Origin of the sequence: Cupriavidus sp. BIC8F, assembly GCF_032465815.1 — a bacterium.
Lineage (GTDB): Bacteria > Pseudomonadota > Gammaproteobacteria > Burkholderiales > Burkholderiaceae > Cupriavidus > Cupriavidus necator.
Window position 1 is genome coordinate 2,937,645 of the sequence record NZ_CP136095.1, and the last position, 24,390, is coordinate 2,962,034.

At 62.0% G+C, this 24,390-nt stretch carries 22 protein-coding genes; 7 read left to right on the forward strand and 15 right to left on the reverse strand.

Annotated features, from left to right (window positions below):
- Positions 1 to 13: 13 nt before the first annotated feature.
- Entirely contained in the window at positions 14 to 478 is a 465-nt protein-coding gene (locus RS901_RS33720; protein WP_316154978.1) for a YaiI/YqxD family protein, read from the forward strand.
- A 454-nt stretch (positions 479 to 932) separates the two neighbouring features.
- Here RS901_RS33720 and RS901_RS33725 read toward each other — a convergent pair whose 3' ends face one another.
- The 6 genes from RS901_RS33725 to RS901_RS33750 all read right to left on the reverse strand — a co-directional run bounded on the left by RS901_RS33725 (position 933) and on the right by RS901_RS33750 (position 8,325).
- Positions 933 to 2,057 (reverse strand): porin, encoded by a 1,125-nt coding sequence (locus RS901_RS33725; protein ID WP_316157352.1) that lies wholly within the window; start codon positions 2,055 to 2,057, stop codon positions 933 to 935.
- A gap of 79 nt (positions 2,058 to 2,136) precedes the next feature.
- Positions 2,137 to 3,069 (reverse strand): aromatic amino acid DMT transporter YddG, encoded by a 933-nt coding sequence (gene yddG / locus RS901_RS33730; protein WP_316154979.1) that lies wholly within the window; start codon positions 3,067 to 3,069, stop codon positions 2,137 to 2,139.
- 39 nt (positions 3,070 to 3,108) lie between these two features.
- Positions 3,109 to 4,611: an aldehyde dehydrogenase gene (locus tag RS901_RS33735; RefSeq protein WP_316154980.1), complete on the reverse strand. Its 1,503-nt coding sequence runs from the start codon at positions 4,609 to 4,611 to the stop codon at positions 3,109 to 3,111.
- A complete protein-coding gene (locus RS901_RS33740; protein WP_316154981.1) occupies positions 4,611 to 5,519 on the reverse strand; it encodes a dihydrodipicolinate synthase family protein in 909 nt (302 codons plus the stop codon). The genes RS901_RS33735 and RS901_RS33740 overlap by 1 nt, the downstream gene beginning before the upstream one ends.
- Before the next feature lie 45 nt (positions 5,520 to 5,564).
- The gene (locus tag RS901_RS33745; protein ID WP_316154982.1) at positions 5,565 to 6,893 is read right to left on the reverse strand and encodes an MFS transporter; all 1,329 of its coding nucleotides are present in this window, start codon (positions 6,891 to 6,893) and stop codon (positions 5,565 to 5,567) included.
- A 112-nt stretch (positions 6,894 to 7,005) separates the two neighbouring features.
- A complete protein-coding gene (locus RS901_RS33750) occupies positions 7,006 to 8,325 on the reverse strand; it encodes an FAD-binding oxidoreductase (protein WP_316154983.1) in 1,320 nt (439 codons plus the stop codon).
- Positions 8,326 to 8,554: 229 nt separating this feature from the next.
- Here RS901_RS33750 and RS901_RS33755 point away from each other — a divergent pair, with 229 nt between their 5' ends.
- The 3 genes from RS901_RS33755 (at position 8,555) to RS901_RS33765 (ending at position 11,476) form a co-directional block, all read left to right on the forward strand.
- Positions 8,555 to 9,283: a GntR family transcriptional regulator gene (locus RS901_RS33755; protein ID WP_316154984.1), complete on the forward strand. Its 729-nt coding sequence runs from the start codon at positions 8,555 to 8,557 to the stop codon at positions 9,281 to 9,283.
- Between the two features lie 171 nt (positions 9,284 to 9,454).
- Positions 9,455 to 9,955 (forward strand): GNAT family N-acetyltransferase, encoded by a 501-nt coding sequence (locus tag RS901_RS33760; protein ID WP_316154985.1) that lies wholly within the window; start codon positions 9,455 to 9,457, stop codon positions 9,953 to 9,955.
- A gap of 291 nt (positions 9,956 to 10,246) precedes the next feature.
- Positions 10,247 to 11,476 carry an ISAzo13 family transposase gene (locus RS901_RS33765; RefSeq protein WP_316149395.1) on the forward strand — a complete coding sequence of 410 codons (1,230 nt, stop codon included), beginning with the start codon at positions 10,247 to 10,249 and terminating at the stop codon, positions 11,474 to 11,476.
- Positions 11,477 to 11,533: 57 nt separating this feature from the next.
- Here RS901_RS33765 and RS901_RS33770 read toward each other — a convergent pair whose 3' ends face one another.
- From RS901_RS33770 to msrB, 4 genes are all read right to left on the reverse strand, one after another.
- Positions 11,534 to 12,979, reverse strand: coding sequence for an IS1182 family transposase (locus RS901_RS33770; RefSeq protein ID WP_316154986.1), 1,446 nt, complete (start codon positions 12,977 to 12,979; stop codon positions 11,534 to 11,536).
- A gap of 161 nt (positions 12,980 to 13,140) precedes the next feature.
- Positions 13,141 to 13,875, reverse strand: a complete 735-nt coding sequence (gene msrA, locus RS901_RS33775; protein ID WP_316154987.1) for a peptide-methionine (S)-S-oxide reductase MsrA — start codon at positions 13,873 to 13,875, stop codon at positions 13,141 to 13,143.
- 25 nt (positions 13,876 to 13,900) lie between these two features.
- Positions 13,901 to 15,757: a cytochrome c biogenesis protein DipZ gene (locus RS901_RS33780; RefSeq protein ID WP_316154988.1), complete on the reverse strand. Its 1,857-nt coding sequence runs from the start codon at positions 15,755 to 15,757 to the stop codon at positions 13,901 to 13,903.
- 27 nt (positions 15,758 to 15,784) lie between these two features.
- A complete protein-coding gene (gene msrB / locus RS901_RS33785; protein WP_316154989.1) occupies positions 15,785 to 16,303 on the reverse strand; it encodes a peptide-methionine (R)-S-oxide reductase MsrB in 519 nt (172 codons plus the stop codon).
- 175 nt (positions 16,304 to 16,478) lie between these two features.
- On the opposite strand from msrB, the gene RS901_RS33790 reads away from it, so the two are divergent.
- Positions 16,479 to 17,219, forward strand: a complete 741-nt coding sequence (locus RS901_RS33790; protein ID WP_316154990.1) for a response regulator transcription factor — start codon at positions 16,479 to 16,481, stop codon at positions 17,217 to 17,219.
- Entirely contained in the window at positions 17,219 to 18,679 is a 1,461-nt protein-coding gene (locus RS901_RS33795) for a HAMP domain-containing sensor histidine kinase (protein WP_316157353.1), read from the forward strand. The genes RS901_RS33790 and RS901_RS33795 overlap by 1 nt, the downstream gene beginning before the upstream one ends.
- A gap of 303 nt (positions 18,680 to 18,982) precedes the next feature.
- Here the strand turns inward: RS901_RS33795 and RS901_RS33800 are convergent, their stop codons facing one another.
- The 4 genes from RS901_RS33800 to RS901_RS33815 form a co-directional block, all read right to left on the reverse strand.
- Positions 18,983 to 19,699: an aspartate/glutamate racemase family protein gene (locus tag RS901_RS33800; RefSeq protein ID WP_316154991.1), complete on the reverse strand. Its 717-nt coding sequence runs from the start codon at positions 19,697 to 19,699 to the stop codon at positions 18,983 to 18,985.
- Between the two features lie 17 nt (positions 19,700 to 19,716).
- On the reverse strand, positions 19,717 to 20,469 hold the full coding sequence (locus RS901_RS33805) for a glutamine amidotransferase (protein WP_316154992.1): 753 nt from the start codon (positions 20,467 to 20,469) through the stop codon (positions 19,717 to 19,719).
- A gap of 99 nt (positions 20,470 to 20,568) precedes the next feature.
- Positions 20,569 to 21,447 (reverse strand): LysR family transcriptional regulator, encoded by an 879-nt coding sequence (locus tag RS901_RS33810; protein WP_316154993.1) that lies wholly within the window; start codon positions 21,445 to 21,447, stop codon positions 20,569 to 20,571.
- Positions 21,448 to 21,517: 70 nt separating this feature from the next.
- A complete protein-coding gene (locus RS901_RS33815) occupies positions 21,518 to 22,996 on the reverse strand; it encodes an MFS transporter (protein WP_316154994.1) in 1,479 nt (492 codons plus the stop codon).
- A 162-nt stretch (positions 22,997 to 23,158) separates the two neighbouring features.
- Between RS901_RS33815 and RS901_RS33820 the strand changes: the two genes are divergently transcribed.
- Positions 23,159 to 23,626, forward strand: a complete 468-nt coding sequence (locus RS901_RS33820; protein ID WP_316154995.1) for a 2,4'-dihydroxyacetophenone dioxygenase family protein — start codon at positions 23,159 to 23,161, stop codon at positions 23,624 to 23,626.
- Positions 23,627 to 23,640: 14 nt separating this feature from the next.
- Here the strand turns inward: RS901_RS33820 and RS901_RS33825 are convergent, their stop codons facing one another.
- The gene (locus tag RS901_RS33825; RefSeq protein ID WP_316154996.1) at positions 23,641 to 24,315 is read right to left on the reverse strand and encodes a Crp/Fnr family transcriptional regulator; all 675 of its coding nucleotides are present in this window, start codon (positions 24,313 to 24,315) and stop codon (positions 23,641 to 23,643) included.
- Positions 24,316 to 24,390 lie beyond the last annotated feature (75 nt).

Here is a 24,390-nt window from a genome sequence, read left to right on the forward strand (position 1 = left end):
TGGAAGTACCGCGATGCAAGTACTGGTTGACGCAGACGCCTGCCCGGTTGTCGTCAAGGAAATGTTGTATCGGGCCGCCCAACGTGTCGAAGTGTGCGTCACGCTGGTTGCCAACCAGTACATGCGCACGCCGCCTTCGCGCTTTATCAAGGCACTGCAAGTGCCTGCGGGCTTCGACGTCGCCGATAACCGTATCGTCGAGCTGGTCAGCAGCGGGGACCTCGTCATTACCGCGGACATCGTTCTTGCCGCCGCCGCCCTTGACAAGGGCGCCTATGTGCTCGACCCGCGAGGAAGCTGGTTCAGCCGTGAGAATATCCAGGAGCGCCTGACGATGCGCGAGGTGATGGAACAACTCCGCAGCTCGGGCGTGGATACAGGCGGACCGGCACCGTACGCTCCACAGGATAGCAAGGCGTTCGCTGGCCAATTGGACCGCTTCCTGGCACGCCATGCGCCGCCAGGCGGCGTCGCCTGAGGCGTGCTAGCCATACGCAGTAGTGGGCCGGCCTTGGGACTCAAGGTGGCAACATTGGGTACGGCTGGCAGTGGCTGCTCTATGAATGGCCAGTGTTTGCAGCTCTTCCAGTCGCCATTTCGGCACCCTCCTGGCATAGTGATCGAGCAGTTCGCAGGTGACTCTGGCGAGTCTGCGGCTGTCTCGTTGCTCTCTGCGAGCCGCCATCGACGTCGGCATTCTGCAATGGATCGGTCAGAGCCGACCGCAGTTTCGCGGCGGGCATCCGACCGGAATCCGCAGCCAGTCTCGGACATTGCTGTTCGGATCGGCGAGCGTCTGCTGTGCAGCCCCGAGCGGACGCTCACCCAGGCAGCAGTTGACGCCGTATTCTCGTTCGCAACTGCCGTTCAACATCCGGCGATAGCGCCAACCAACTGACAGACAAAGGGGGCAGCATAAGAGTGCCCCTCAATCAAAAGAAATGCCTGAGCCCGAGCCTGAACATCACCTGGTTCGGGCCGGACGCCACCCCCGCCGCCCCTGCCACGTAGGCGGAGTCGAGCACGCTGCCGGTCTTGTCGCCGCCCACGTGCTGGTACACCGTCTGCACATAGACGTCCGTGCGCTTCGAGAAAACGTAGTCGGCCATCAGGCCAACCGAGTGATAGACCGGATGCTTCTTGCCTGACGTCTCATCGAAGGTGGCGCGGGTGTAGGCGTACATCGCGCCAAACCAGTATGACCGGGCTGGCTGGTACTTGATGTTCGCCTCAAAATTGTCGAAGCGCAGCGCGCTGAGCGTGCCCGACGGTGGCGTAATGTCCCCGACATAGGCGGAACTGCGCGGGTCCGCTACATCGGTCCTGGCGTACGACAGGCCAAACTGGAACTTGCCAGTCTCGTAGGTGCCACCCGCGCCCCAGATCTTCAGTTTGCTGCCAGGCAGGTTCTGGTCGCCGCCGTTGTTGATCGCGCCAAAGGATGTGGCCGACGGGTTATCCGCCTGCAGGTACGCGGCCGCCAGCACGAGTCCGTCCTTCGCGTATTGCGCGCCGCCGCTGAAAACACGGTTGTTCGAGAACTTCGGGTCGTTGCTGAACCCGTACATGCCGCCAAACTTCACGCCGCCCAGTGCGGGGCTGGTGTATTTGAGCGTGTTGTTGACGCGGAACGTGTTGATCAGGTTGTCGTTATCGTAGGGGTGGGCAAACATGTAGCCGCCCCAAGTACCGCCCGCCGACGTCTGCGCGAGGTAGTCCACCACGGAGTCGTACTGGCGCCCAAGAGTGACCGTGCCCCAGCGCTGGTCGCTCAGCCCCATGTACGCCTGCCGCCCGAACAATGCTCCGCCCTGGAAGGCGCGACCATTGTCCACGTCGAAGCCGTTCTCGAGCTGGAAAATCGCCTTGGTGCCGCCGCCAAGATCCTCGTTGCCCTTGAGGCCCCAGCGGCTGCCATGTGGAAATCCGCTGGCCATGGCTACCTGGCTATGGCCGCCGACGTTGTTGGTGTAATTGATGCCCTCGTCGAGCACGCCATACAACGTCACCGAACTCTGCGCCGAGGCCGATGCGGAACCCGCGCACAGGGCTGCCATGCACAGCCAATGTGCGCGCTTGTCTCTCTCCGATTTCATGTGATATTTCCTTGGGGTACATTGCCCCGGGGGGGACCTGCTAAGTTGTCTGACTGGAACCGGTTGATGGCGCGGCCCGCTCACCCTTGCCACGCGTCGCCAGCCAGCAAAGGATGGAGCCCGCGACGACCATCGCCGCCCCCTTCCAGAATGAAAAGGACAACGGCGCGTTCAGCAGTGCAGCAGCCAGAGCAGCCGAAAGCACCGGGATGAAGTACGACGCCCCGGCCAGCACCGTCACGTTGCCGTGCAAGATGCCCACGTTCCACGCCGCATAGCCGAAGCCCATGGCGCAAGCCGCCAACGCCAGATATATGACGCCACTGACGCTCAAGCCCATCATCTCGCCACCCGTGAACAGGTATTTCCCCCACAGCGCGAGCGCCGTCAGGATGAAGAACAGCGTGACACCATTCTTGCCCTGGGCAATCCGCGCCGTCACCGTGCAGTAGCCCGCCCAGATCACCGCGCCGGCAAATGCCAGGCCGTAGCTCAGAGGGTTGTCCCGCACGTTGGCCGCCATGCTGGCCGGATCCAGCCCCTGATCGCCGCCGAGTACCGACGTAATGCCCAGGATGGCCACCAGAAAGCCGGGCACGATCAGCCAGTTGGCCCGCTGCCTGTTGAACAGGATGGCAGCCACCATCGTGAAGGTCGGCCACAGGTAATTGACCATGCCCACCTCGATGGCCTGCCGGCCGGTGTTGGCGTAGCCGATCGACAGCGACAGGCACAGCTCGTACGACACGAACAGCAGGCTGCCCCAGATGCGGTAGGACCGTGGCAGCGCCTTCAGCCGCACCGGGCCCACCGAGATCCACAGCAGCACCGAGGCGACCGAATACATCAGGGCCGCCCCGCCCGTGGCGCCGAAACTCTCGCTGACGCCGCGGATCAGGCCGACAATCGAACTCCAGAGGAGCACCGCGACAAGCCCGATCAGTGTTGCCTGTTTTCTTTGCATGACTGCCATGTGGGTAAAACCATCGGTAGGAACGGGAGGGGCTGCAAATTACCTGGCCGGTGCCGGCACGTCAATCCAGATCGTCTTGATCTCGGTGTACTGGTCATGCGCCCAGATCGACTTGTCGCGGCCGCCAAAGCCAGACTCCTTGTAGCCGCCGAACGGGGTGGTGATGTCCCCCTCGCCGAAGCAGTTCACGGTCACCACGCCAGCGCGGATCTCGCGTGACAGCCGGATCGCCTGGCTCAGGTTGCTGGTGTAGACCGATGCCGCCAGCCCGTACACGGAGTCGTTGGCCAGCGCGATGGCTTCTTCGGTGCTGCTGAAGGTGGTCACCGACAGGACCGGCCCGAAGATTTCCTCGCGGAACAGGCGGCTTCCCGGGGGCACGCCATCAACCACGGTAGGCTCGACGAACGATTCGCCCGTGGTGCCACCGCCAAATGCCACGCGCAACTTCTCCACATCGGCCTGCTCGATATACGAACGCACCTTCTGGAAATGCGCCTCGCTGATGAGCGAACCGATCCGGTGTGCCGGGTCGAGCGGATCGCCCATCTTCCAATCACGCATATGCACGCCGATGCGCGCCAGCAATTTGTCCTTGATATCGGCATGTACGATCAGCCGCGACGACGCCGAGCAGTTCTCTCCCATGTTCCAGAACGCGCCGTTTACCACGTGCTGGGCCACGGCATCGATGTCCTCGACGTCCTTCATCACCACGGCAGGATTCTTGCCGCCGCATTCAAGCACAACCCGCTTCAGATTCGATTCCGCCGCGTACTTCAGGAACAGCCGGCCCGTGGCGGTGGAGCCCGTAAAGCTCACCATCGACACATCCATGTGCATGCCCAGCGGCTCGCCCACTTCCTTGCCGCCACCGGGCAGCACGTTGAATACGCCCGCCGGCACGCCGGCCTGATGGGCCAGTTCCGCCACGCGCAGCGCGGTCATCGTGGTCTCCTTGGCCGGCTTCACCACGATCGAGCATCCGGCCGCCAGCGACGGGCCGATCTTCCACGCCAGCATCAGCAGCGGGAAATTCCACGGCAGCACAAGGCCGACCACGCCAATCGGCTCGCGCACCACCAGCGACAACGCAGCCGATCCCACCGGCGCCGTGCTGTCGTAAATCTTGTCGATCAGTTCCGCGTGCCAGCGGATCGTATGGATGGTCTCGGGCACGTCGGTGTTCTGGCATTCGCGGATCGGCTTGCCGCTGTCCAGGCTTTCCATCACCGCCAATTCGTGCGCATGCTGCTCCAGCAGATCCGCAAACTTCAGCAGCACAGCCTTGCGTTGGCCCGGCGACTGGCGGTGCCAGCGGCCATCCTCAAAGGTGGCCTTCGCCTTGGCGACAGCGATATCCACATCGCGTGCATCGCAAGCAGAGATCTCGGTCAGCACCCGGCCCGTTGCCGGATTGGTGGTCTGGAACGTCTTGCCCGACACCGCGCGAACAAAAGCGCCATCGATGAAAGCCTGCATCGGCAGCGTGATCCTGTCCGCGATGGCGGCGTATTCAGCGGCGGTCAGAAGCTGAGCCATTACGCCTTCTCCTCGATGATGGTGGCTACCACGCGCTTCAGTTCGGCGATGATCGCCTGCAGGCGGCGCTTCTCGGCGTCGTCAAGGTCCTGCAGCGGGGCGCGAACGCCACCGGCACGTAGACCGGCCACCGTGCAGCCGTGCTTGATCGATTGCACGAACTTGCCGCCTTCGAGGAAGTCCATCAACGGCATCATGGCCGACATGATGCGGCGGCCCTTGTCGAAGTTCTTCTCGACCACGCACGCTTCGTACAGCGCGATATGCTCGCGCGGAATGAAGTTGGAACCGGCGCAGACCCAGCTTCGCGCACCCCAGGCGAAGAATTCCAGCGCCTGGTCGTCCCACCCGCACGAAATTTCGATGTCGTGGAACTCGGTCGCCAGCATATGCAGTTGCGACGTCTGGCCCGAGCTCTCCTTGATGGCAACGAAGTTTTTCGAGGCCGACGTGACCATGCGAAAGAACTCGCGCCCCATCGACACGCTCATCCGGCCCGGATAGTTGTAGAGCATGATCGGCAGGCCGGCGGCCTTGTCGACGGTCAGCGCGTGAATGGCGTTCTCGGCTTCGGTCGGCAGCGCATAGGGCGGCGAGCCGACCAGGATGGCGTCCGCCTTGATCGCACGGGCGCCTTTGGCGTATTCGACCGAATCTTCGGTGCGTACGGCACCTGTGCCGATGATCAGCGGCACGCGGGTACCGATCACTTCCTTGGCAAACGCAGCCAGGGCCAGGCGCTCTTCCGTGGTGTGCGCATAGTATTCGCCAGTGGACCCGCCGATGATAATGCCGTGCACGCCGGCTTCGATCAGGGACTCGAGTACCTCGCCAAAAGCGGCGTTATCGATCTGGCCGTCTGGCGTCAGTGGGGTGATGGCGGGCGTGTAGATGCCTTGGAACTTCATGATGACTCCGTAGATTCAGGAATTCGGAAAAGGGGACGTGAATCGCTAGCGGCTCAGCGAAGCCGCTTCCTGGAGACTGAGCGAACGAGTCTCCGGGGCCAGCAGCAGCGATATGAGCAGGCCCACCAGCGTGACGCCGGCTGCGGCATACATCGTGGGACCGATGCCGATGGTCTGCAGCGAGATCGGCACGAGCCAGGTGCCGATGGCCGCGCCGATGCGCGACAGCGAGGCGCCGAGCCCGACCGCCGCCGATCGGATCTCCGTCGGGAACAGCTCATTGGGATAAACCAGTTGCAGTACCTGCGCGCCGCCGATGAACAGCGCATAGGCGCCGAACAGCACGAGCACCAGCATCTGGCTGCCGTCGGAGCAGGCGCCCAGCCCCAGCAGGGCCAGGCCCGACCACAGGAAGCTGTGGATCAGCATGCTGCGCCGGCCAATAACGTTGATCAGTCGCGTGGCGATGATGCAGCCGACTACGAACAGCATGGTGATGGCCACAGACCCGAACGACGCCCATTCGCCCTTCAGGTTCAACGCTTGCAGCACGGTCGGCGCGAAGGCGTAGACCGCGAACACCGGAATGACCGAGCAGCTCCAGAACACCGAGACGAACAGCATGCGCTTGCCGTAGCCGGAGTGCAGCAGCGCCAGCAGCGACACCTTCTTCTCGGCCACCTGTTCAGGCAGGTTGCGCAGCGAGAACGTCGGGCCGTAGACCTTGCGGATGATGCGCTCGGCCTCCGACGCGCGGCCCTTGCTCAGCAGCCAGCGCGGCGATTCCGGCGTTCCCATGCGGATGACCAGTAGCAGCATGCCGATGATCGCCGGGCTTGCCAGGACCAGACGCCAGGCATCGGCTCGACCGGAATCCAGCAAGGCATTGCCGACGATATAGGCCAGCGCAGCGCCGGCAAACCACAGGATGGTCAGCATCGCCAGCCGGGGGCCGCGATATTTCTTCGGCAGGAACTCGACCAGCAACGCGCCGGCCACCGGGTATTCAAAGCCGACGCCGATGCCGATCAGGAATCGCATGAAAAACAGTTCCGCCCCCGAAGTCGCCCAATACTGGAGAAGCGAACAGAGCACGAAAATCGTCGGCCCGACGAAGTACAGCTTCTTGCGCCCCAGCCGGCCGGTCAGCAAGCCACCCAGGAATCCGCCGCAGAAAATGCCGATCAGTGCCGACGCGGCAACCATGCCCTGCCAGAAGCTGCTCAGGCCCAGCGCCGCAGCCAGCGGCACCATGGCCACGCCGATGATGCTCAGCACGTAGCCGTCGAGCAGCCAGCCGCCGCCCGAGCGGATGCATAGCAGTTGATGAAAGCTGTTAAGAGGAACGTCCTCGATTGACACATTGTTTGCCACCGTTTGTCTCCTGGTTGACTGTGTATCGCCCGGGCCTGCCTTGGGCCCGGCTTTATGGAATTTGGTGCGGCATCGCCGCTACATACCGGCTACATACCGGCTACATACCGGTTCAGACTTCCCTGCCCGCCCGGCGCTGGCCAAGCCAGAGATTGGCGTTGACGCCCATCGACAGGATCGGCTCAGGCAGATTACGGTTCGGTCCCGGTGACGACAGCAGGAAGTCGATCAGTTCGTTGCGCTCGCCGGCCAGGTGTTCGGCCAGCAGATGGCCCGTCACCGTGCCGCGCGTGATGCCGAGCCCGTTGCAGCACAAGGCGCCGTAGACGTTGGGAGCGAGCTGGCCGAAGTGGCCCATGTGGTTGCGCGACAGCGCAAGCGATCCGCCCCACGTGTATTCGAATTCGACGCCGGGCAGCATCGGGAAGCGACGCTCGAACGAATCGCGATGCGTGTGGACAAATCGTTCCAGGTACGTGGGATTGCTGCGACCGTCCCGGTTGTAGCTGAAGCTGTTGCGGACCAGGATGCGGTTGTCGTGCGTGCGGCGCAGCGTGGTGCCGTACGGATCGGCCGGGATCAGGCCCCAGAACTCCTTGCCACCCAGTTGCGCCTGCTCTGCCAGCGTCAGCGGACGTGTCAGGCTGGCGTAGGTGAACACCGGCAGCATCGTGCCGCGCAGGAAACCGAAGCGCTGGCCGAAGGCGTTGTTGGTCAGGATCAGCGTGTCGGCGCAGATGCTGCCGCCGCGATGGGTCAGCAGGATCTTGTCGCCGTATTCCACATCGGTGATCGCCGTGTGCTCGTGCAGCGTCACATTCGGCGGCAGGCTGTCCGCCAGCCCTTTCACCAGTGCCGCCGGCTGGATCAATGCCGTGCCGGGCGTGAACAGCGCCTTCCGATAGAACGACGTGCCGATGTGGTCGGGCAGGTCCGCGCCCTCGATCATGTCGTACGGCTGGCCCAGCTTGTCCAGCCCGCGGCGGTAGGCGTCGAGCACCGCGATGCCGCGATCCTCGATGGCCGCCTGGTATTTCCCCGACGCCCGGAACTGGCAGTCGATGCTGTACTGGTCGACCAGCGCCTTGAGAATCCGCTGGCCGGTCAGGTTCAGGTTCATGCATTGCCGTGCCGTCGCGATGTCGCCGATGTAGTCGTCGGCGCCAATGTCGTGCGGCAGGTCGATCGCAAAGCCAGCATTCCGGCCGGATGAGCCGAATCCGACTTCCTGCGCTTCCACCAGCACCACCTTGTCGTTCGGAAAACGCTGCGCCAGTTGCCGGGCGGCGGCGAGGCCGGTGAAGCCGGCGCCGATGATCACCCAACGTGCGGTTGTCTTGCCGGAATGGGCAGGCATCGGCTTGCGCGCCCTGCTCAGGTGAAACCAGCCGCAGGTGGAATCGTCGGCCGGTATCGAAGTTACTTTGGTCATGTCGCCCTCACTCCTGGGTCAGCCCGCCATTCGGCATCCGCTGCGCCCGTGTTTGTGTCTATCATTTGTAGACAAAGAATATTTCTACGATAGACAAACGGCTATGAGGGTTTACGCTCAACGTGTGTAGATCATCTTTAGTGACTCATGAGGCATATTCAGAGACAAACAAGCGACCAATTCGCCGCGATGCCATAGAATGTCTACGATTGATAGACAGGGGCCTGAAATGGCAAGAACCAAGGCTGGCGCGGAAGACGCGCCAACATCCGATGCTTCGGTGGATCGTAAGGCGCTGCTGGCCGAGGCGCTGCGCCGGCGGATCGTCAGCATGGAAATGGCGCCAGGTGCCGTCGTGGACGAATTGGCGCTAAGCGAGGAATTTGGCCTGTCACGGCCGCCCGTGCGGGAGCTGATGCGGCAGATGGCCGCCGAGGGCTATATCGAACTGGAAGCCAACCGCGCGGCGAGGGTGTCGTCGATGAACCACCAGTCGCTGCGGAATTTCTTCCTGGCCGCACCGATGATCTATATCGCGACCACGCAACTGGCCGCCACGAACGCAACCGCGCGGGAAATCGAGGAACTGAGGGATATCCAGCGGCGGTTCCGCGAAGCCATCGATCAGAACGACGTCGAGAATCGCGTTCTCAATAATGACCAGTTTCACCTGCAGATCGGCAGGATGGCGCACAACCCGTATTTGATGCCGAGCCTGCGCCGCATCCTGATCGACCATGCCCGGCTCGGGAAGATCTTCTACCGGCATCCGACCACCGTCGACATGGAGCTAGACCTGGTCAAGGCGGCCGACCAGCACGACGAGATCATTGATGCCATCGCGCGCCACGATGCCGAGGCAGCAGGTGACATCGTGCGGGCTCATATGGATCTGTCGCGCCGGCGCATGACGGAATATGTCGCGCCTGTGGGCGTGGATGTCCCGCTCACGCTGTAGTGTTCTGAGGCTTCGGCCTACCATGCGCGACGCCATTGCACTGCAATGGCGATCCATGGCGGTTGCTGGCATTTGCCAGACCGGGCGGAGTCAGCTTCCGGCTACGGTGTTGTCCGCAGCGCCCAAAGCACGAAACATTTGTTCCCGTATGCTCCATTGACACGCAGACTCATGACTGACCTCCCTCTTCCCACATTCCGTAAGGCCAGGCCGGATGACGCCGATCGTTGCTACCAAATTGAAATTGGCGCCTACGAAGGCGATGAGGCGGCAACCCATGAGAAGATCGCCACCAGAATCGGGTTGTATCCGCAAGGCTTCCTTGTGATGGAACTAGACGGCGAAATCGCTGGCTTCATCAATAGCGGATGTGCCTACAACGTGGTCATGTCAGACGAGTCATTCAAGGAGTTGGTAGGCCACGATCCTCAGGCGCCGAACGTCGTCGTCATGTCGGTTGTCGTTGACCCCGTGCATCAGGGAAAGGGCTACGCGTCGCAATTGATGAGTACTTTTGTGTCCGAAATGGCCCGGCTCGGAAAACAGACTATCCATCTAATGTGCAAGGAGCGGCATGTCGACTTGTACAGGCGCCTCGGCTACAGCTACGTCAGGCGTTCGCCATCGAACCATGGCGGCATGGCCTGGCACGAGATGGTCATGGCGATCTAAGCCGAAATCAGCTCGCGCCAGTTCCCATGACGCATCCTGGATACCGAGCGGCCATTCATAGGCGCAGATTCCGATGGCCGTGATGGGTCGAGGCCGTGTGGAAACGTCTCTCGAATCGCACCAATGCGCATCCCCTCCGGGGCATCGCCTGTCTTATCGAATTTTCGGCCATTTCGCTCGCGGGACGACGTCGAAACGGGTGCGAACAGCCCTATACGCCCCTGAGGGCGACCTTTAGGACCCTAGCAAAAATAACTTGAACAGTTGTCCTCGCGTCTATACGATGCGCACATGGATATCAGCGAGGCAGTCGAAGCGAAGTTTCGGGCCCTGCAGGCGCGCCTTGATGAGGCGACGTTGCGCCTATGGGCCGCCGCCGAAGCGCGCAGCCTGGGGCGTGGGGGCGTGAGTCTGGTGGCCAAAGCGATAGGCATCTCGCGCACCACGATCTATGCGGGACTGGCCGAACTCGAAGCGGCCGGTGGAGCGACGCGGGACATGACGGCCAAGCGCATTCGTGCCCCGGGAGGCGGGCGCAAGAGGCTAACTGAGCTCGATGCGAGGTTGTTGGAGCACCTGGATGCACTGGTGGAGCCGACCAGCCGGGGTGACCCGATGTCAGCACTACGATGGACGTGCAAGAGCACCACCCGTCTGGCCGAAGAGCTCAACCGGCTGGGGCATCGCGTGAGTCAGCGCACGATCTGCGATCTGCTGACGCAGACGGGCTACAGCTTGCAATCGGTGCGCAAGACACGCGAAGGCGCGCAGCACCCCGACCGCGACGCGCAGTTCCACTACATCGCCGACAAGGTGGCGCAGTATCAGCGCCAGCGTCAGCCGGTCATCTCGGTGGACACGAAAAAGAAGGAGCTGATCGGCGATTTCAAGAACGCTGGCCGCGAATGGCAGCCCAAGGGCCAACCCGAGCAGGCGCGTGTGCACGATTTCATCGACGATGAACTGGGCAAGGTTGCCCCGTATGGCGTCTATGATGTGACGGCCAACGAGGGCTGGGTCAGCGTGGGCATCAACCACGACACCGCCGAGTTCGCGGTTCAAAGCATCCGTCGCTGGTGGCTGGAGATGGGCCGTCCGTTGTATCCGAAAGCCAGGCGACTGCTGGTCACCGCCGACTGCGGTGGCAGCAACGGGTATCGTGTGCGGCTGTGGCGGGTGCAGTTGCAGCGACTGGCCGACGAACTCGGTTTCGCTGTGCAGGTGTGCCACTTTCCGCCGGGTACGAGCAAGTGGAACAAGATCGAGCATCGCCTGTTCTGCCATATCACGAACAACTGGCGCGGCCGACCGCTGTTGACGCGTCAGGTGGTAGTGAACCTCATCGGCAGCGTGAGTACCGCTGAAGGGCTGAAAGTGCGTGCGGAACTGGACGAGAACATGTACGACGCAGGTATCAAGGTCAGCGACGCCGAACTCGCTGCCGTGGCCATTGAGCGCGACGAATTTCATGGCGAGTGGAACTACCGCATCAAACCTCGAACATCTCGTCGCAAGACGTAATTGTTCAAGTTATTTTTGCTAGGATCCTTAGCCCATTTTTTGGGCGCAAATGGGTGCTTACGCACCCACCAGGCGCATGGCCTTCATTGTTTTCGAGAACCCGAGAATTCGAAGGACGCGCTTGAGGTTGTACGCCAGAACATGCAGGCTCATTTCAGTACCTACTTTCGGTAGCGTACGCGTTAGGAAATGCGTGTAGCCCATCCAATGTTTGAAGGTTCCGAAGACATGCTCGACGGTTCGTCTGCGAACCGTCATTGCATCCGGCGTCTTGTCGAGCCGGCGCTGGACGGCCTCCAGCACTTCCTCATGCTCCCACCTGGAGATGCGCCGGTACGGACTCGGCGTGCATTGAGACCGCATGGTGCACTGAGGACAAGCACTACTCCAATAGCGGCGTAGTTGCAGTCCATGTTCTTCTCTGGTGAAACGGTATATCGCACGTTCACCGGCGGGACATTGATATTCATCGTCTCGGACAATGTAGATGAAGTCCGCCCGATCAAATCGACCTCCCGCCTTCGCGCTGGACGTCGTTGGCTTGGGCAAGATGGCAGCAACTCCCGTATCCGCACATGCCTTGATCTCCTGCGCGCTGAAGTAGCCACGATCAGCTATGGCTTTAAGCCTGGTCTTACCCATCGCATCGCGAGCGGCACGAGCCATCGAGCTGAGTTGCGCCCGATCACTGCCAATATTGGTGACCTCATGAGCGACGATTAGATGGTGCTTGGCATCTACGGCCATCTGTACGTTGTAGCCGACCATTCCAGAGCCCTTGCCACTTGTCGCCATCGAGCGCGCATCAGGATCGGTCATCGAGATCTGACCATCTGGCAGCGTCTTGAGCTCTTCTTTTATCTGGTCAAGGCTATGCATCTGCCGACGCAGTTGCGCAATCTTCTCGCGCAGTCGAGTTGTCTTGAGTTCTATCTCCGCTGGCTGCGTGCGATCCGCAGTCTCCAGGGCGCTCAGATATCGCTGGATGCTTTCCTCGATTTGCTGCTGGCGCGTGTCGACCTTGCCCGCGGTGAAATTGCGGTCCCGCGTGTTGACTGCCTTGAACTTGCTGCCGTCGATGGCGACCAGGGCCTGCGAGAACAACTTTAAATCGCGGCACAGAACGACGAAACGACGGCAGACATTGCGAATACCCGTGCCGTTATCCCGGCGGAAGTCTGCAATCGTCTTGAAATCCGGCGCCAGTCGACCGGTAAGCCACATCAGCTCTATATTGCGTTGGCATTCGCGCTCCAGACGGCGGCTGGACTGGACCCGGTTGAGGTAGCCATAGATGTATATCTTCAGCAGGACGGCAGGATGATATGAGGGGCGACCTGTAGTCGAAGGATTGGCACCTTCGAACTCGAGCGACTCGAGATCCAACTCTTCAACAAACGCGTCAATGATCCTGGCGGGGTTATCCTCGGCGATGAAATCATCGAGGCACTCTGGAAGCAGCGTAGCTTGCTTGCGGTCTTCTCCCTCTATGAATCGCTTCATCCGGTCCCCCAATCTGAATGCGTTGATCCAGTCTAGGTGATCGAGACGTTTTCACACACCCTCGGTCGGCAACAGACCGCCCTCCCTGTCGACCCGACACGGCATGCGCAAAGCGCGTCCTGTCATGCTGAGAAGAGTGCGGAACCGCCCGCACTGCGGTGTCAGGCACCGGATTTATTCAGCAACACAGGATCGTTGCGATAGACATCGGGAAAGACCTGCTTCAGATTGCCGATCTTGGGCAGGTCATAGATCATGATGTACGGATGGTTCGGATTCTTCGTCAGGAAGTCCTGATGATGGGCTTCCGCCGAATAGAACCCCTTGTAATCTTCCACACGCGTCACGATGGGTGCCCGGAATACCCTGGCTGCGCCAAGCTGGGCAATATAGGCTTCGGCAATCGTGCGCTGTGCCGGCGTGACCGGGAAGATCGCGGACCGGTACTGCGTGCCGTGATCGGGCCCCTGGTAGTTGAGCTGGGTCGGGTTGTGCGCCACCGAGAAAAAGACTTGCAGCAACTTGCCGTAGCTGACTTGCGCCGGATCGTAGCGGATCTCGACGGATTCCGCGTGGCCGGTCGTGCCCGTGCCTACCTTTTCGTACTGCGCTGTGCTGGCGGTGCCGCCGGCGTAGCCCGACGTGACGCGCGTGACGCCGCGCACGTGCTGGAATACGCCCTGGACGCCCCAGAAGCAGCCGCCGGCAAACACGGCGGTCGCGGTATGGGCGTCGCCGGGTTTCTCGTCCTGTGTGGGAGCGGGGATGCGTACGGCTTCCTCGGCGGACAGTGCGGGCCGCTCCCAGATGGCGGCAACGGCCACCAGCATGGCCACGCCGACGAGCTTGAGCGTGGCGGGGCGCGTCCAGTGCCGCAGTCCTGCAGTCGCGTTCATGATGAGGTTCCCTGGTTTCAATGGGTTAGCCGAATGTGAAGGCATAGGCCTCCACGCCGGGATCGAGGAATTCGATGGCAAACGTGCGGTCCCTGATCTCGCCGTCCTGCCGCACCAGTTGGTAGAGGCGCTGGGCCGATACCTCGCCGTATCCATCCGGCGAGGTGTCGGTGCCGTGCGACGCGCCCGGTGCGGTGCCGTCAATCGTCACGCGAAACCTGACCGGTTTGCCGTCCTGAGCCGGACCGAGCACGAGGTGCAGGTCGCGTGCGTGGAAGCGGTAGACGATGCGGCCGTTGGTGCGGTCAAGCGTGGCGTGCTCCGCGCCGATGCGCCAGTTGCCCGCAAGGCCCCACTCGTTCAGTTCGAGCTTCGCGGGGGCCGTGTAGTCCTTCGGCCGGTCGCGCACTGCGCCGCCAGGCGAGCCGAAGTTCTCCGCGCGTTCGTAGCCAACGTAGGTTTCCGGCGACCGCATCGCACTGTTGTCCGCCGCCATCTGTACGCCCATATGCATGCTATTCCCGGCCTTCTCGTTTGACGTGGACGGCGTGGCCATCGCAGTCGTCGCCACATCGGCGTGGCCGGCTTCTGCCAGCAGTTGGCGGATCACGGTTTCGGAGCGTTTGTATTCCCCCTCGCCGAAATGGTGGAAGCGGATACGGCCCTGCGCGTCAATGAAGTAGTGCGCGGGCCAGTACTGGTTGCCGAACGCGCGCCAGATGGCGAAGTTGTTGTCGATCGCCACGGGGTAGGTCACGCCGAGATCGCGTGTGGCTTTCTTCACGTTGTCGATATTGCGTTCAAACGCGAATTCCGGTGCGTGGACGCCGATGACGACGAGCCCCTGCTCCTTGTATTTGTCGGCCCATGCCTTCACGTAGGGCAGCGTGCGCAGGCAGTTGATGCAGGAGTAGGTCCAGAAGTCGACCAGCACGACCTTGCCGCGCAGGCCCTCGGCGGTCAGGTGCGGCGAGTTCAGCCATTCGACGGCACCGTTGAGTCCCGGAAACTGGCCTTCGACCGGCAACGCCGCAGCCTGGCCCGCGCGGGCGCGCATCATCATCGCGCCCGCACTCGCGGCGGGCGTTGCGTCCGGTACCGTGCTTTCCGGGTTCGCGCTCATCATCATCGCGCCGCCCTGCTTCCCGTCAGGGTTGTTCCCGGCCAGCTTGTCGATGAGGTGCTGCTCCAGTCCGCCCGTGGCAATCGTCGACACACGCGCCAGCACGCCGGTATCGAGACCCAGGCCGATCGCCACCACCCCGACCAGCATGGCGACGCCGATTCCGCGGCGAATCCATTCGCCCGCGTCGAGCGAACGCTTCATGGCCGCAAATACGCGTCCGCCGATCAGCAGGGCGACCGCCAGCGACGTCGCCGCACCGGCCGCATACGCCATCAGCAGCAGCGTGGTGCCGAGATTGGCGCCTTGCAGTGCCGCGCCAGTCAGCACGAGGCCGAGGATCGGTCCCGCGCAGGGCGCCCAGAGGAGTCCCGTGGCGATGCCAAGCAGGAACGACGATCCGGGACTGGCCGCGCGGCCATCGGAGTGCGCGAAGTTGGACAGGCGGCTACCGGCGTTGACCAGCGGGCGCATCAGCCGCTCGGCAAACCGTGGCAGCAGCAGCGTCAGGCCAAACACGGCCAGCAGCGCAATGGCGAGCCAGCGACCATATTGGTTGGCCTGCGCGACCCAGCCGCCGCCCACCGCCGCCAGCGTGGCCACGAACGCGAACGTGATGCCCATGCCAGCCAGCAGCGGCAGGCCGCTGCGCACAAAGGGCTGGTCGGCGCGGGCGAACACGAACGGCAGTACGGGGAGGATGCATGGGCTCAGGATGGTGAGCGCACCGCCGAGATAGGCCAGGATCAGGAGCAGCATGATGTGGTGTGTGCGGTCAGGAGGGCTTCAGGCGACGGACCGGAATGTCATGGCGACGCCGTTCATGCAATAGCGCAGGCCGGTCGGCTTGGGGCCGTCGTCGAAGACGTGCCCCAGGTGACCTCCGCAGCGCCGGCAATGGACCTCGGTGCGCAGCATGCCGAACGTGCGGTCCTCGGTGGTGGCCACGGCATGCTCCAGCGGTGCCCAGAAGCTGGGCCAGCCGGTACCGCTGTCGAACTTGGTCTTCGAAGAGAACAAGTCGAGCGCGCAACCGGCACAGGCAAAGATGCCGTTGCGGTGCTCGTCGTTGAGCGGGCTGCTGAAGGGACGCTCAGTGGCCGCGTTGCGCAGCACTGCATACTGGGCCGGGGACAGCTTCTGGCGCCACGCGTCGTCGCTCAGGGTGACCTCAAAGCGCTCCGCGGCCTTGCGGGTGTCGCCAGCACCGGGCGTGCCGCCTGCCAGCGCGCGCCAGCCGCCCACGGCGGCGAGCGTGGCGGCCAGGGTGCCGCCGGACAATAAAAAGCGCCTGCTGATGCGCATGACGGACTCCCATGCTGATTGAACCGGTCGTGACAGCATCCTAGGCGCGAGGCCGTATCGGAGTCCTCGCCAAACCTTAAACAATCCGTGATAACTCGGTGGCAGGATTTCTGCACAATGGTGGTATTACCGGCGACTATTTCCGGCCGGTCGACGACCGACCGGCGAACCGTACATGGAACACCTCAAACGCATTCTGCTCGTCGAGGACGACGTCGGCATCGCCAACGTGCTGGCCATGCATCTGCGCGATGAGCGCTACGAGGTCGTCCACAGCGCCGACGGTGCCGAAGGCCTGCGGCTCCTGGAGCAAGGCGGCTGGGACGCGCTGGTGCTGGACCTGATGCTGCCCGGCGTGGATGGCCTCGAGATCTGCCGACGCGCTCGCGCGATGACGCGCTACACGCCGATCATCATCACCAGCGCGCGTTCCAGCGAAGTGCATCGCATCCTCGGCCTGGAGCTGGGTGCAGACGATTATCTGGCCAAGCCATTCTCCGTTCTGGAACTGGTGGCGCGCGTCAAGGCGCTGCTGCGGCGCGTCGAGGCAATGGCCAGGGACATGCGCGCGGACGCCGGCACCCTCGAACTTGGCGGCCTGACGATCGATCCGCTGGCGCGCGAGGCCACGGTCGACGGCAAGCGGCTCGACCTGACGCCGCGCGAGTTCGACCTGCTGTACTTCTTCGCGCAACATCCCGGCAAGGTATTTTCGCGGATGGATCTGCTCAACGCGGTGTGGGGCTACCAGCACGAAGGCTACGAGCATACGGTGAATACGCATATCAACCGGCTGCGCACCAAGATCGAAGCGGATCCGGCGCAGCCGCAGCGCATCCTGACGGTGTGGCGGCGCGGCTATCGGTTCGCGGCCGAGCCTGGCGCGGTCGGCACTACCGGCGCGGGAGAGCCATGATGAATCTTTCGCTGACCCAGCGGCTGTCCGCAGTCTTCGCCGCCCTCCTGCTGGCCTGTTGCGGCGCCTCAGCCTGGCTGCAGGTCCGCTCCAATGCCATGCACGAGAAGGAAGTGGTCCAGGGCTTGTCGCGCGGGCTGGCTGCATACATCGGCCGCAATGCGCTGCTGGCGGACCAGAGTGCGCTTGACCCGGAGGCACTGCGCCAGTTGTTCGGGCAACTGATGGTCTTGAATCCGAGCGTGGAAGTCTATCTGCTCGACGATACCGGCCTCATTCGCGGCCACGATGCGCCAAGTGGCCATCTGATCCGGGACCGCGTTGACCTGGCACCGGTCAAGGCGCTGATCGATGGCGGCGCGCTGCCTGTCCTCGGCGACGATCCGCGCAGCGCGACGGCCCGCAAGGTCTTCAGCGCGGCACCGCTGCGGCAGGGTGGCTACATCTACGTGGTGCTGATGGGCGAGACCCACGACAAGCTGGCGGCGCAGGCGACGGAGAATTCCGTGCTGCGGACCACGCTGTGGTCGATGGCGCTCGTGGCGGCGCTCGGCTTGGTCGCGGGCCTGGTCGCCTTTGCGCTGATCACCAGGCCGCTCCGGCGGCTGACGCAAGCGATGCGGCAGTTCAATTCCGGCGGCGTCCCGCAACCTGCGATGTTGCCGGTGACGGCGCCTGAGCAGCGCGACGAGATCGCCGCGCTGGAAACCGCGTTCCGCCAAATGGCGGATCGCATCGAAGCGCAGTGGCGCACATTGACGCAGCAGGATCAGGAGCGCCGCGAGATGGTCGCCAATATCTCGCACGACCTGCGCACGCCGCTGGCGTCGCTGCACGGCTATCTGGAAACGCTGTCGCTCAAGGCCGACAAGCTCGGCCCCGAAGAACGCCAGCGCTACCTGGCGATCGCGCTGGCGCAAAGCGTCAAGGTTGGCGGTCTGGCGCAGTCGCTGTTCGAACTGGCGCGGCTGGAACACGGCATGGTCCAGCCGGCTCCGGAGGATTTCTCGATCGTCGACCTGACCCAGGATGTGCTCGAGAAATTTGCGCTGCCGGCGCAGGCCAAGCATCTTCAACTGCGTGCGGGTGTGCCACCGGCCTTGCCGGCCGTGACGGCCGACCTCGGCATGATCGAGCGCGTGCTGACCAATCTGCTCGACAACGCCATCCGGCACACGCCGGCGGAAGGCGTGGTCGAAGTCGACCTGGAGTATCGGGACGGCAAAGTAGCGGTGACCGTCAGCGACAATGGGCCCGGCATTCCGCCGGCGTTACGCGAATCGATCTTCCAGCGCCCGTTCCCGTCGGGCGGCGCGCACCGCGGCGGCGGGCTGGGGCTGCTGATCGTGCAGCGCATGCTGCAGCTCAACCATAGCCAGGTAAGGCTGGTCGAAGGCGCCGGCGGGACCACGTTGTGTTTTGAATTGCGCGTGGCCGGCATGCCGAAATCGACCGGTTGAGCGTGTCGTATGGCTGGCTACTTGGCGGTGTATGCCCGCAACACGGTGCGCAATTCGATACGATGCGAACCATTCGACTGGCGGACTTTCCGTGACCCGTGCCAGCAATCCAGAGGGCGCATCTGCACAGGACCGCCGATGGCCACTGCAAGCTGCCGGGATCTCGCGTAAGGACCAGACATGACAAGAGAATCGTCGCTTCCCGGCCAATAGCGGTCTGATGGGTTACTTCTGACGGACGTCCCTTTGCTGCCCCGTAACGGCCCTCCGCCTCTCCGCAATATTTCACGTTAGAGGGGCAAACTAGGCCCCATCGCCCATTGTCACGCCCAAGGAAAATTCGACGGCTGCCTCTGCATGGACGGCGGTCGAGTCAAAGCCAGGGAGCGGCAACTCGTCCGTCTTCAGGATCATGCAGATTTCCGTACAGCCGAAGATAACGGAATCCGCACCGTGCTGCTTGGCCTTCTCAATGATCGACACCAACTCATTGCGAGAGGAATTAAGAATTTTTCCGACACTCAGCTCATCAAAGATGATGTTGTGGATGCGGGAGCGATCAGCCGCATCGGGCACCATGACCTCGTTGCCATGCGGCGTCATTCTCGCCGGATAGAAACCATTCTCCATGGTGTAGCGCGTGGCAATCAACAACGGCCTGGTGTGGCCGGCGCTCTTCAGGCGCTTCGCCATTTCATCGACGATGTGGATGAACGGCAAATCAGTCGCCTGGGCGACGGCATCGGCCACCAGGTGCATGGTGACCGCACACATCACCACGCACTCTGCACCGCCTGCTTTCAAGTTGCGTGCAGCCTTTGCCAACCGAATGCCGGCTTCATCCCAGCGGTTGCTCTTCTGCATCGCCACGATGTCCTGAAAGTTGACGGAGTCCAGCAGGATCTCAGCCGAGTTCAACTCACCAAGCGCACGGTTTACTGCTTCGTTGATCTTGCGGTAGTACACGGCCGTCCCTTCGAAGCTCATGCCGCCGATCAGACCAATTTTCTTTAGTGTCATACGAGATGTTCCCCTTATCAAACGGCAGTGAGGGCTGGCGCTTCGCACGCGTAGCGCTTGAGGAAGCGCCTGAGAAGGCCCTGAGCAAAGGGGGTCTCTTCCAGCGCACTCAACACCGCCTCGGGATCTCGGCCTTCGCTGCGCAACATCGCGGCGCGATGCGTCACGCAGGCGGCCGAAATGCTCGGCGTGAACTCGGGATGGAACTGGGTCGACACCGCATGAGGACCGTAGCGCAGAATTTGATGCGCGTCATGTGACGATCTGGCCAGCACTGCAGCGCCGGACGGCGGCTTCAGCACAGTTTGCAGATGCGTGAGGTGTGCCTTGAAGCGCGAAGGCAGAAGACCAGCAAGCGGGTCAGACTTTGCACAGGGAAGCAACGCTATCTCCTGGCAGCCCACTTCGAGGCCGGCAGGATGATAGCCAACCTCTCCATCCAGGGCGTGCGCCATCACCTGGTGTCCGTAGCAAATGCCGAACATCGGCATGCCGATGTCCATAGCCCGCCGAATCCAGTCCGCAGTCGCTTCGCTCCAACCAAGTCGGTCAGTAACCATCGCCCAGGAGCCGGTGATAATCGCCGCTCTATGCGCCCCCGGTTCGGGCAGGGATTCACCCTCGAACACGCGGACGATCTCCATATCGTTGGCTTGCTGGCCCAGCGCTTGCCTGAACCAGGCTGGCAAATCCCCTTCGCGCTTGCGAATGTCTTCAGGCGGCGTACCTGCCTGGATGAGAAGAACGGGCTTGGGTGACTGGGGAGGCATCTGAATCGCCGTGGAAAAGCCTCAGTCTAGGTTCGTCTGATGATCTTGAAAATTGAATTATTGAGAACCTCATTCTCGAAACGAGAACTGGCATCACCGTCAGGAGCGGCGTCGCTTATTGGCCGACAGCCTGGGTAATAGGCTCATGAGCGCTTGCAGAGGTGGACTCGCGTCGCCGGACCACACCAGATGCGTCCGATTGATACGAAGTTTGCCGGGCAGCGGGTGGCGCTGCACCTCAGTCCCGAGAACTGCCCGGTCCAGCATCTCTGCGGAGATGATGCCAACGCCCGTGGCTGCCGCGACGCACGCGACGATCGCATGATATGAGCCGAACTCCAATATCCTTCCGGGTGTGACGCCTTCCGCTGCCAGCCATTCGGTCAGCCGACGACGGTAGGAACAGCCATGCGGGAACACTACGATCGTCTTGCCGTCGAGGTCTTGAGCGCCACGGATCCTGGAGTCGCCCTTGGCGGAGATCAAGGTCAACTCTTCGTCATAAACCGGCAGGCTGGAGAGCCGTCCCAACTCGAAGGGCTCCGCCACGAAAGCCGCGTCTATCTCATGTCGATCCAGCATGCGCAACAGTACGTCCGTAATGCCAGACTGCAGTTCGATCGACATTTCCGGAAACTGAAGATGGAAGGAAGACAGCAGTGGCGGCAGCCGAGCGCCAGCGGTGCTCTCAAGCGAACCCAGCCTCAATGTGCCTCGCACGGCGCCGCTGGCGACCTCCTGCTCGGCGAGGTCCGCCATTTCCAGTAGTCGATCCGCATGCCCAAGCAGGATTCGCCCGGACTCCGTGAGCGTCAGAGTGCGCCCCTGGCGCCGAAACAGCGATACACCCAGCCTGTCCTCAAGCTGCTTCATACGGGTGGTGACGTTGGATGGCACGCGGTTAAGCCGACTGGCTGCCCGCGCTATCCCGCCCTCCCGAACGACGCACCGGAAGATGTGAAGGTCATCCAGATCCATATTTCTCATTTTGAGAATGATAGCCAGCGACCTTTCATATTTCAAGCCAATGACCCCAGTGCCGCTGAGGCTAGTGCGCCTCGGAAAGAGGCGTCGGACGGTGATAGGCCCGATGTGTACGGAATGTCCACAGAAAGACAACTGCCGCCACGATGAGCGCGGAACTCAAGAAGAGGTACAGGCTGACGATGAAGCCACCCGTAGCGGACTTGATCGCGCCAACTGCGGCAGGTGCGACGATGCCCGCCGTCGCTGCTACCGTACTGATCAACGCGATACCTCCGGCTGTACTGCGCCCACTCAGAACAGTACTCGGCATCGACCACACGACGACATAGGCTAGGGATGTCCCTGCAGAGCTGAGTGCGAGGCAAAGAATTGCAGCACCGGGCCTGGTGGGGAACAGCGTCGTCAGCATAAGACCCGTCGCTGCAACGATTGCGGCCACTGCGAAATGCCACCTGCGCTCCCCTGTCCGATCCGAATGACGACCCAGCACGATTGCGGAAGTCACGCCCGCGATCGCCGGGATCGCGGAGTAGAGACCGACCTGCATGATCGTAAGACCCATTCCCTTCAGTATGGTTGGCTTCCAGAATGCGAGCGCATAGATGCCTAGCAGTACGAGAAAGGCCACGATTCCAAGCGCCCAGACTCGCGCATCCTTGATGACGTCGCGAAGCCCAGCGCCGTGCCCGGCGGTTGTGGCACTTACCGCGCCGAGTAACTCGCCAATGCGCGCCTTCTCCTGTGTACTCAGCCAGGGCGCGTCAATGGGGCGATTTGGCAGGATGAGAAATGCTGCGATACCCAGGGCGATGCAGGGTATTCCTTCAAGGATATAGAGCCATTGCCAGCCGTGCAGGCCTGACGTGCCGTCCAGATACGTCATGATCGCGCCTGCCGTCGGCCCCGCGACAATCGGGGCAACGCTGAAGGACATGAAGAAGATCGCCGTCACCTGCGCCAGGCGCTGCTGGGGAAACCAGAGCGTCAAGTAGTAGAGCACTCCAGGAGCGAAGCCCGCTTCAAAGACGCCAACGAGAAAACGCAGGACATAAAACTGCGTCGGGGTACGCACGAACACCATCGCCGCAGAGGCGATCCCCCAAAGACACAGTATGCGCAACAGCGTGCCACGCACACCGATTCGCGCCATGAGCATGTTGCTCGGTACTTCGAAAAGCGCGTATCCGACAAAGAAGACGCTCGCACCCAGCCCGAAGACCGCATCGCTGAACTGCAGGATTTCCTTCATCTGCAACTGGGCATATCCGACATTGGTTCGGTCGAGATAGTTGAACACGTAGCAGACGCACAGGATCGGCATGAGACGCCACATGATTTTCCTGAATATCTTGTCATCCGTACTCGAGGAACGTAAGGGCCTTCCAGAGCTTTGCATCGTATGTCTCCATTCTTCTGTGGGCCGCTTCTTGTTCTTTGGGCCCGTATGCCGATTATCGACATTCAGAGAAGACTGGACTGTCGCCTTTGGGCGTTTCAGCGTGAGGGATTTCCCCTTGTCGTTCGCTGCGAGCACCACCATGGACGCTCGCTCCCGGGAAAGCACTGACGCGGAACTGCCAAGGCGCGACAGATTTCCGCGCTGCACGTCACCATAATTCCGCTCACAACAGAATCATCGACACCCTGCAGGAGACAAGACGCAATGCCACTTCCGGAAGTTACTACTCACCAGGACCGCTTGTTGACGGTCAACATCAACGTTGAACCCGCACTCCCCACGGAGAGCGAAGGCGTGACCATCACGCCGTTATTTCTGGATCGGGAGCATGGCATCTGGGTGCTCTACGGGCGCTTCGAACCCGGCACCCAGCTTCCAGCGCATTTTCATACGGGGACAGTGCATTTCTTCACCACGAAGGGCGCCTGGAACTATCTCGAGTACCCCGAGGATCCGCAGACCGCCGGCAGCTATCTTTATGAACCCGGTGGCTCGATCCATACGTTCGCCGTGCCGTCGAATGCCACCGAAGCGGCGGAAGGCTTCATGGTGGTCCATGGCGCCAACATCAACTTCGTGGACGGCGAGTATCAAAGCATCATGGACGCGGGTGCCATCGAGGAATCCATCTTGAATGCAGTGCGAGCCGGCATGATTGGCATGCCGACATACATCCGCCCCAAGGGTGGTGCGAAGCTCTCGCGTGATTGACCAGTGGAAGACCGCTAGGCCAAGTCCTGCAACGCGCCTTGGTCTAGCAACGTCACGGTGCCGTACTCCAGGCGCAGAATCTTCTTGGCTTCCCACTCCTTGAGCTGACGGTTGACGCTTTGCCGCGATACGCCAAGCATGTGGCTCAGTTCCTCCTGGGAAATGCGCAGCGATACTGGATCACCGTGGCGCACGGTCTGACCGTGGATTGCCGTTGCCGCGATCAACCTTCTTGCCAGCCTGACCGGCAAGGTCAAAAGTATGGTCTCGTCGATCCAGTCGAGCGCCAGCCGAAGACGCTGACTGACCAGCCGTGTCAGTTCCAGCAGGAATTCGGGACGTTCCGCGACGAGTCGATGGAACACCGCAGCAGCAACCACAAGCACGTCCGTCGTCTCGGTGGCCCGCGTGTCATAGGGATGTGGTGTTCCGGAGAACAGCGATACCTCGCCGAACCATTGGCCAGCTTCATACATGCCAATGACTGCCTCCCGGCCATTGGGACCGGAGACACTTACGCGGAGTCGCCCCTGCTCGATGCAGTAGAAAGCGTCCGGCGGCGATCCATGTGCGAACAGGATGCCCCCGCGCTGGACCCGTCTTTCACTGGCCATTGATCGCAGTTCTGCATCAAAGCCTGGTGAGAGGGCGCCCCATTGGTTTGACGTCACGTCCTGGTCCCCTTCCATAAGCGTCGCCCCTTTTTGGTGTCATCGGCGACCGTAGCAGTGGATTCTAAAAACGTTATTAGTACAACGCAACCA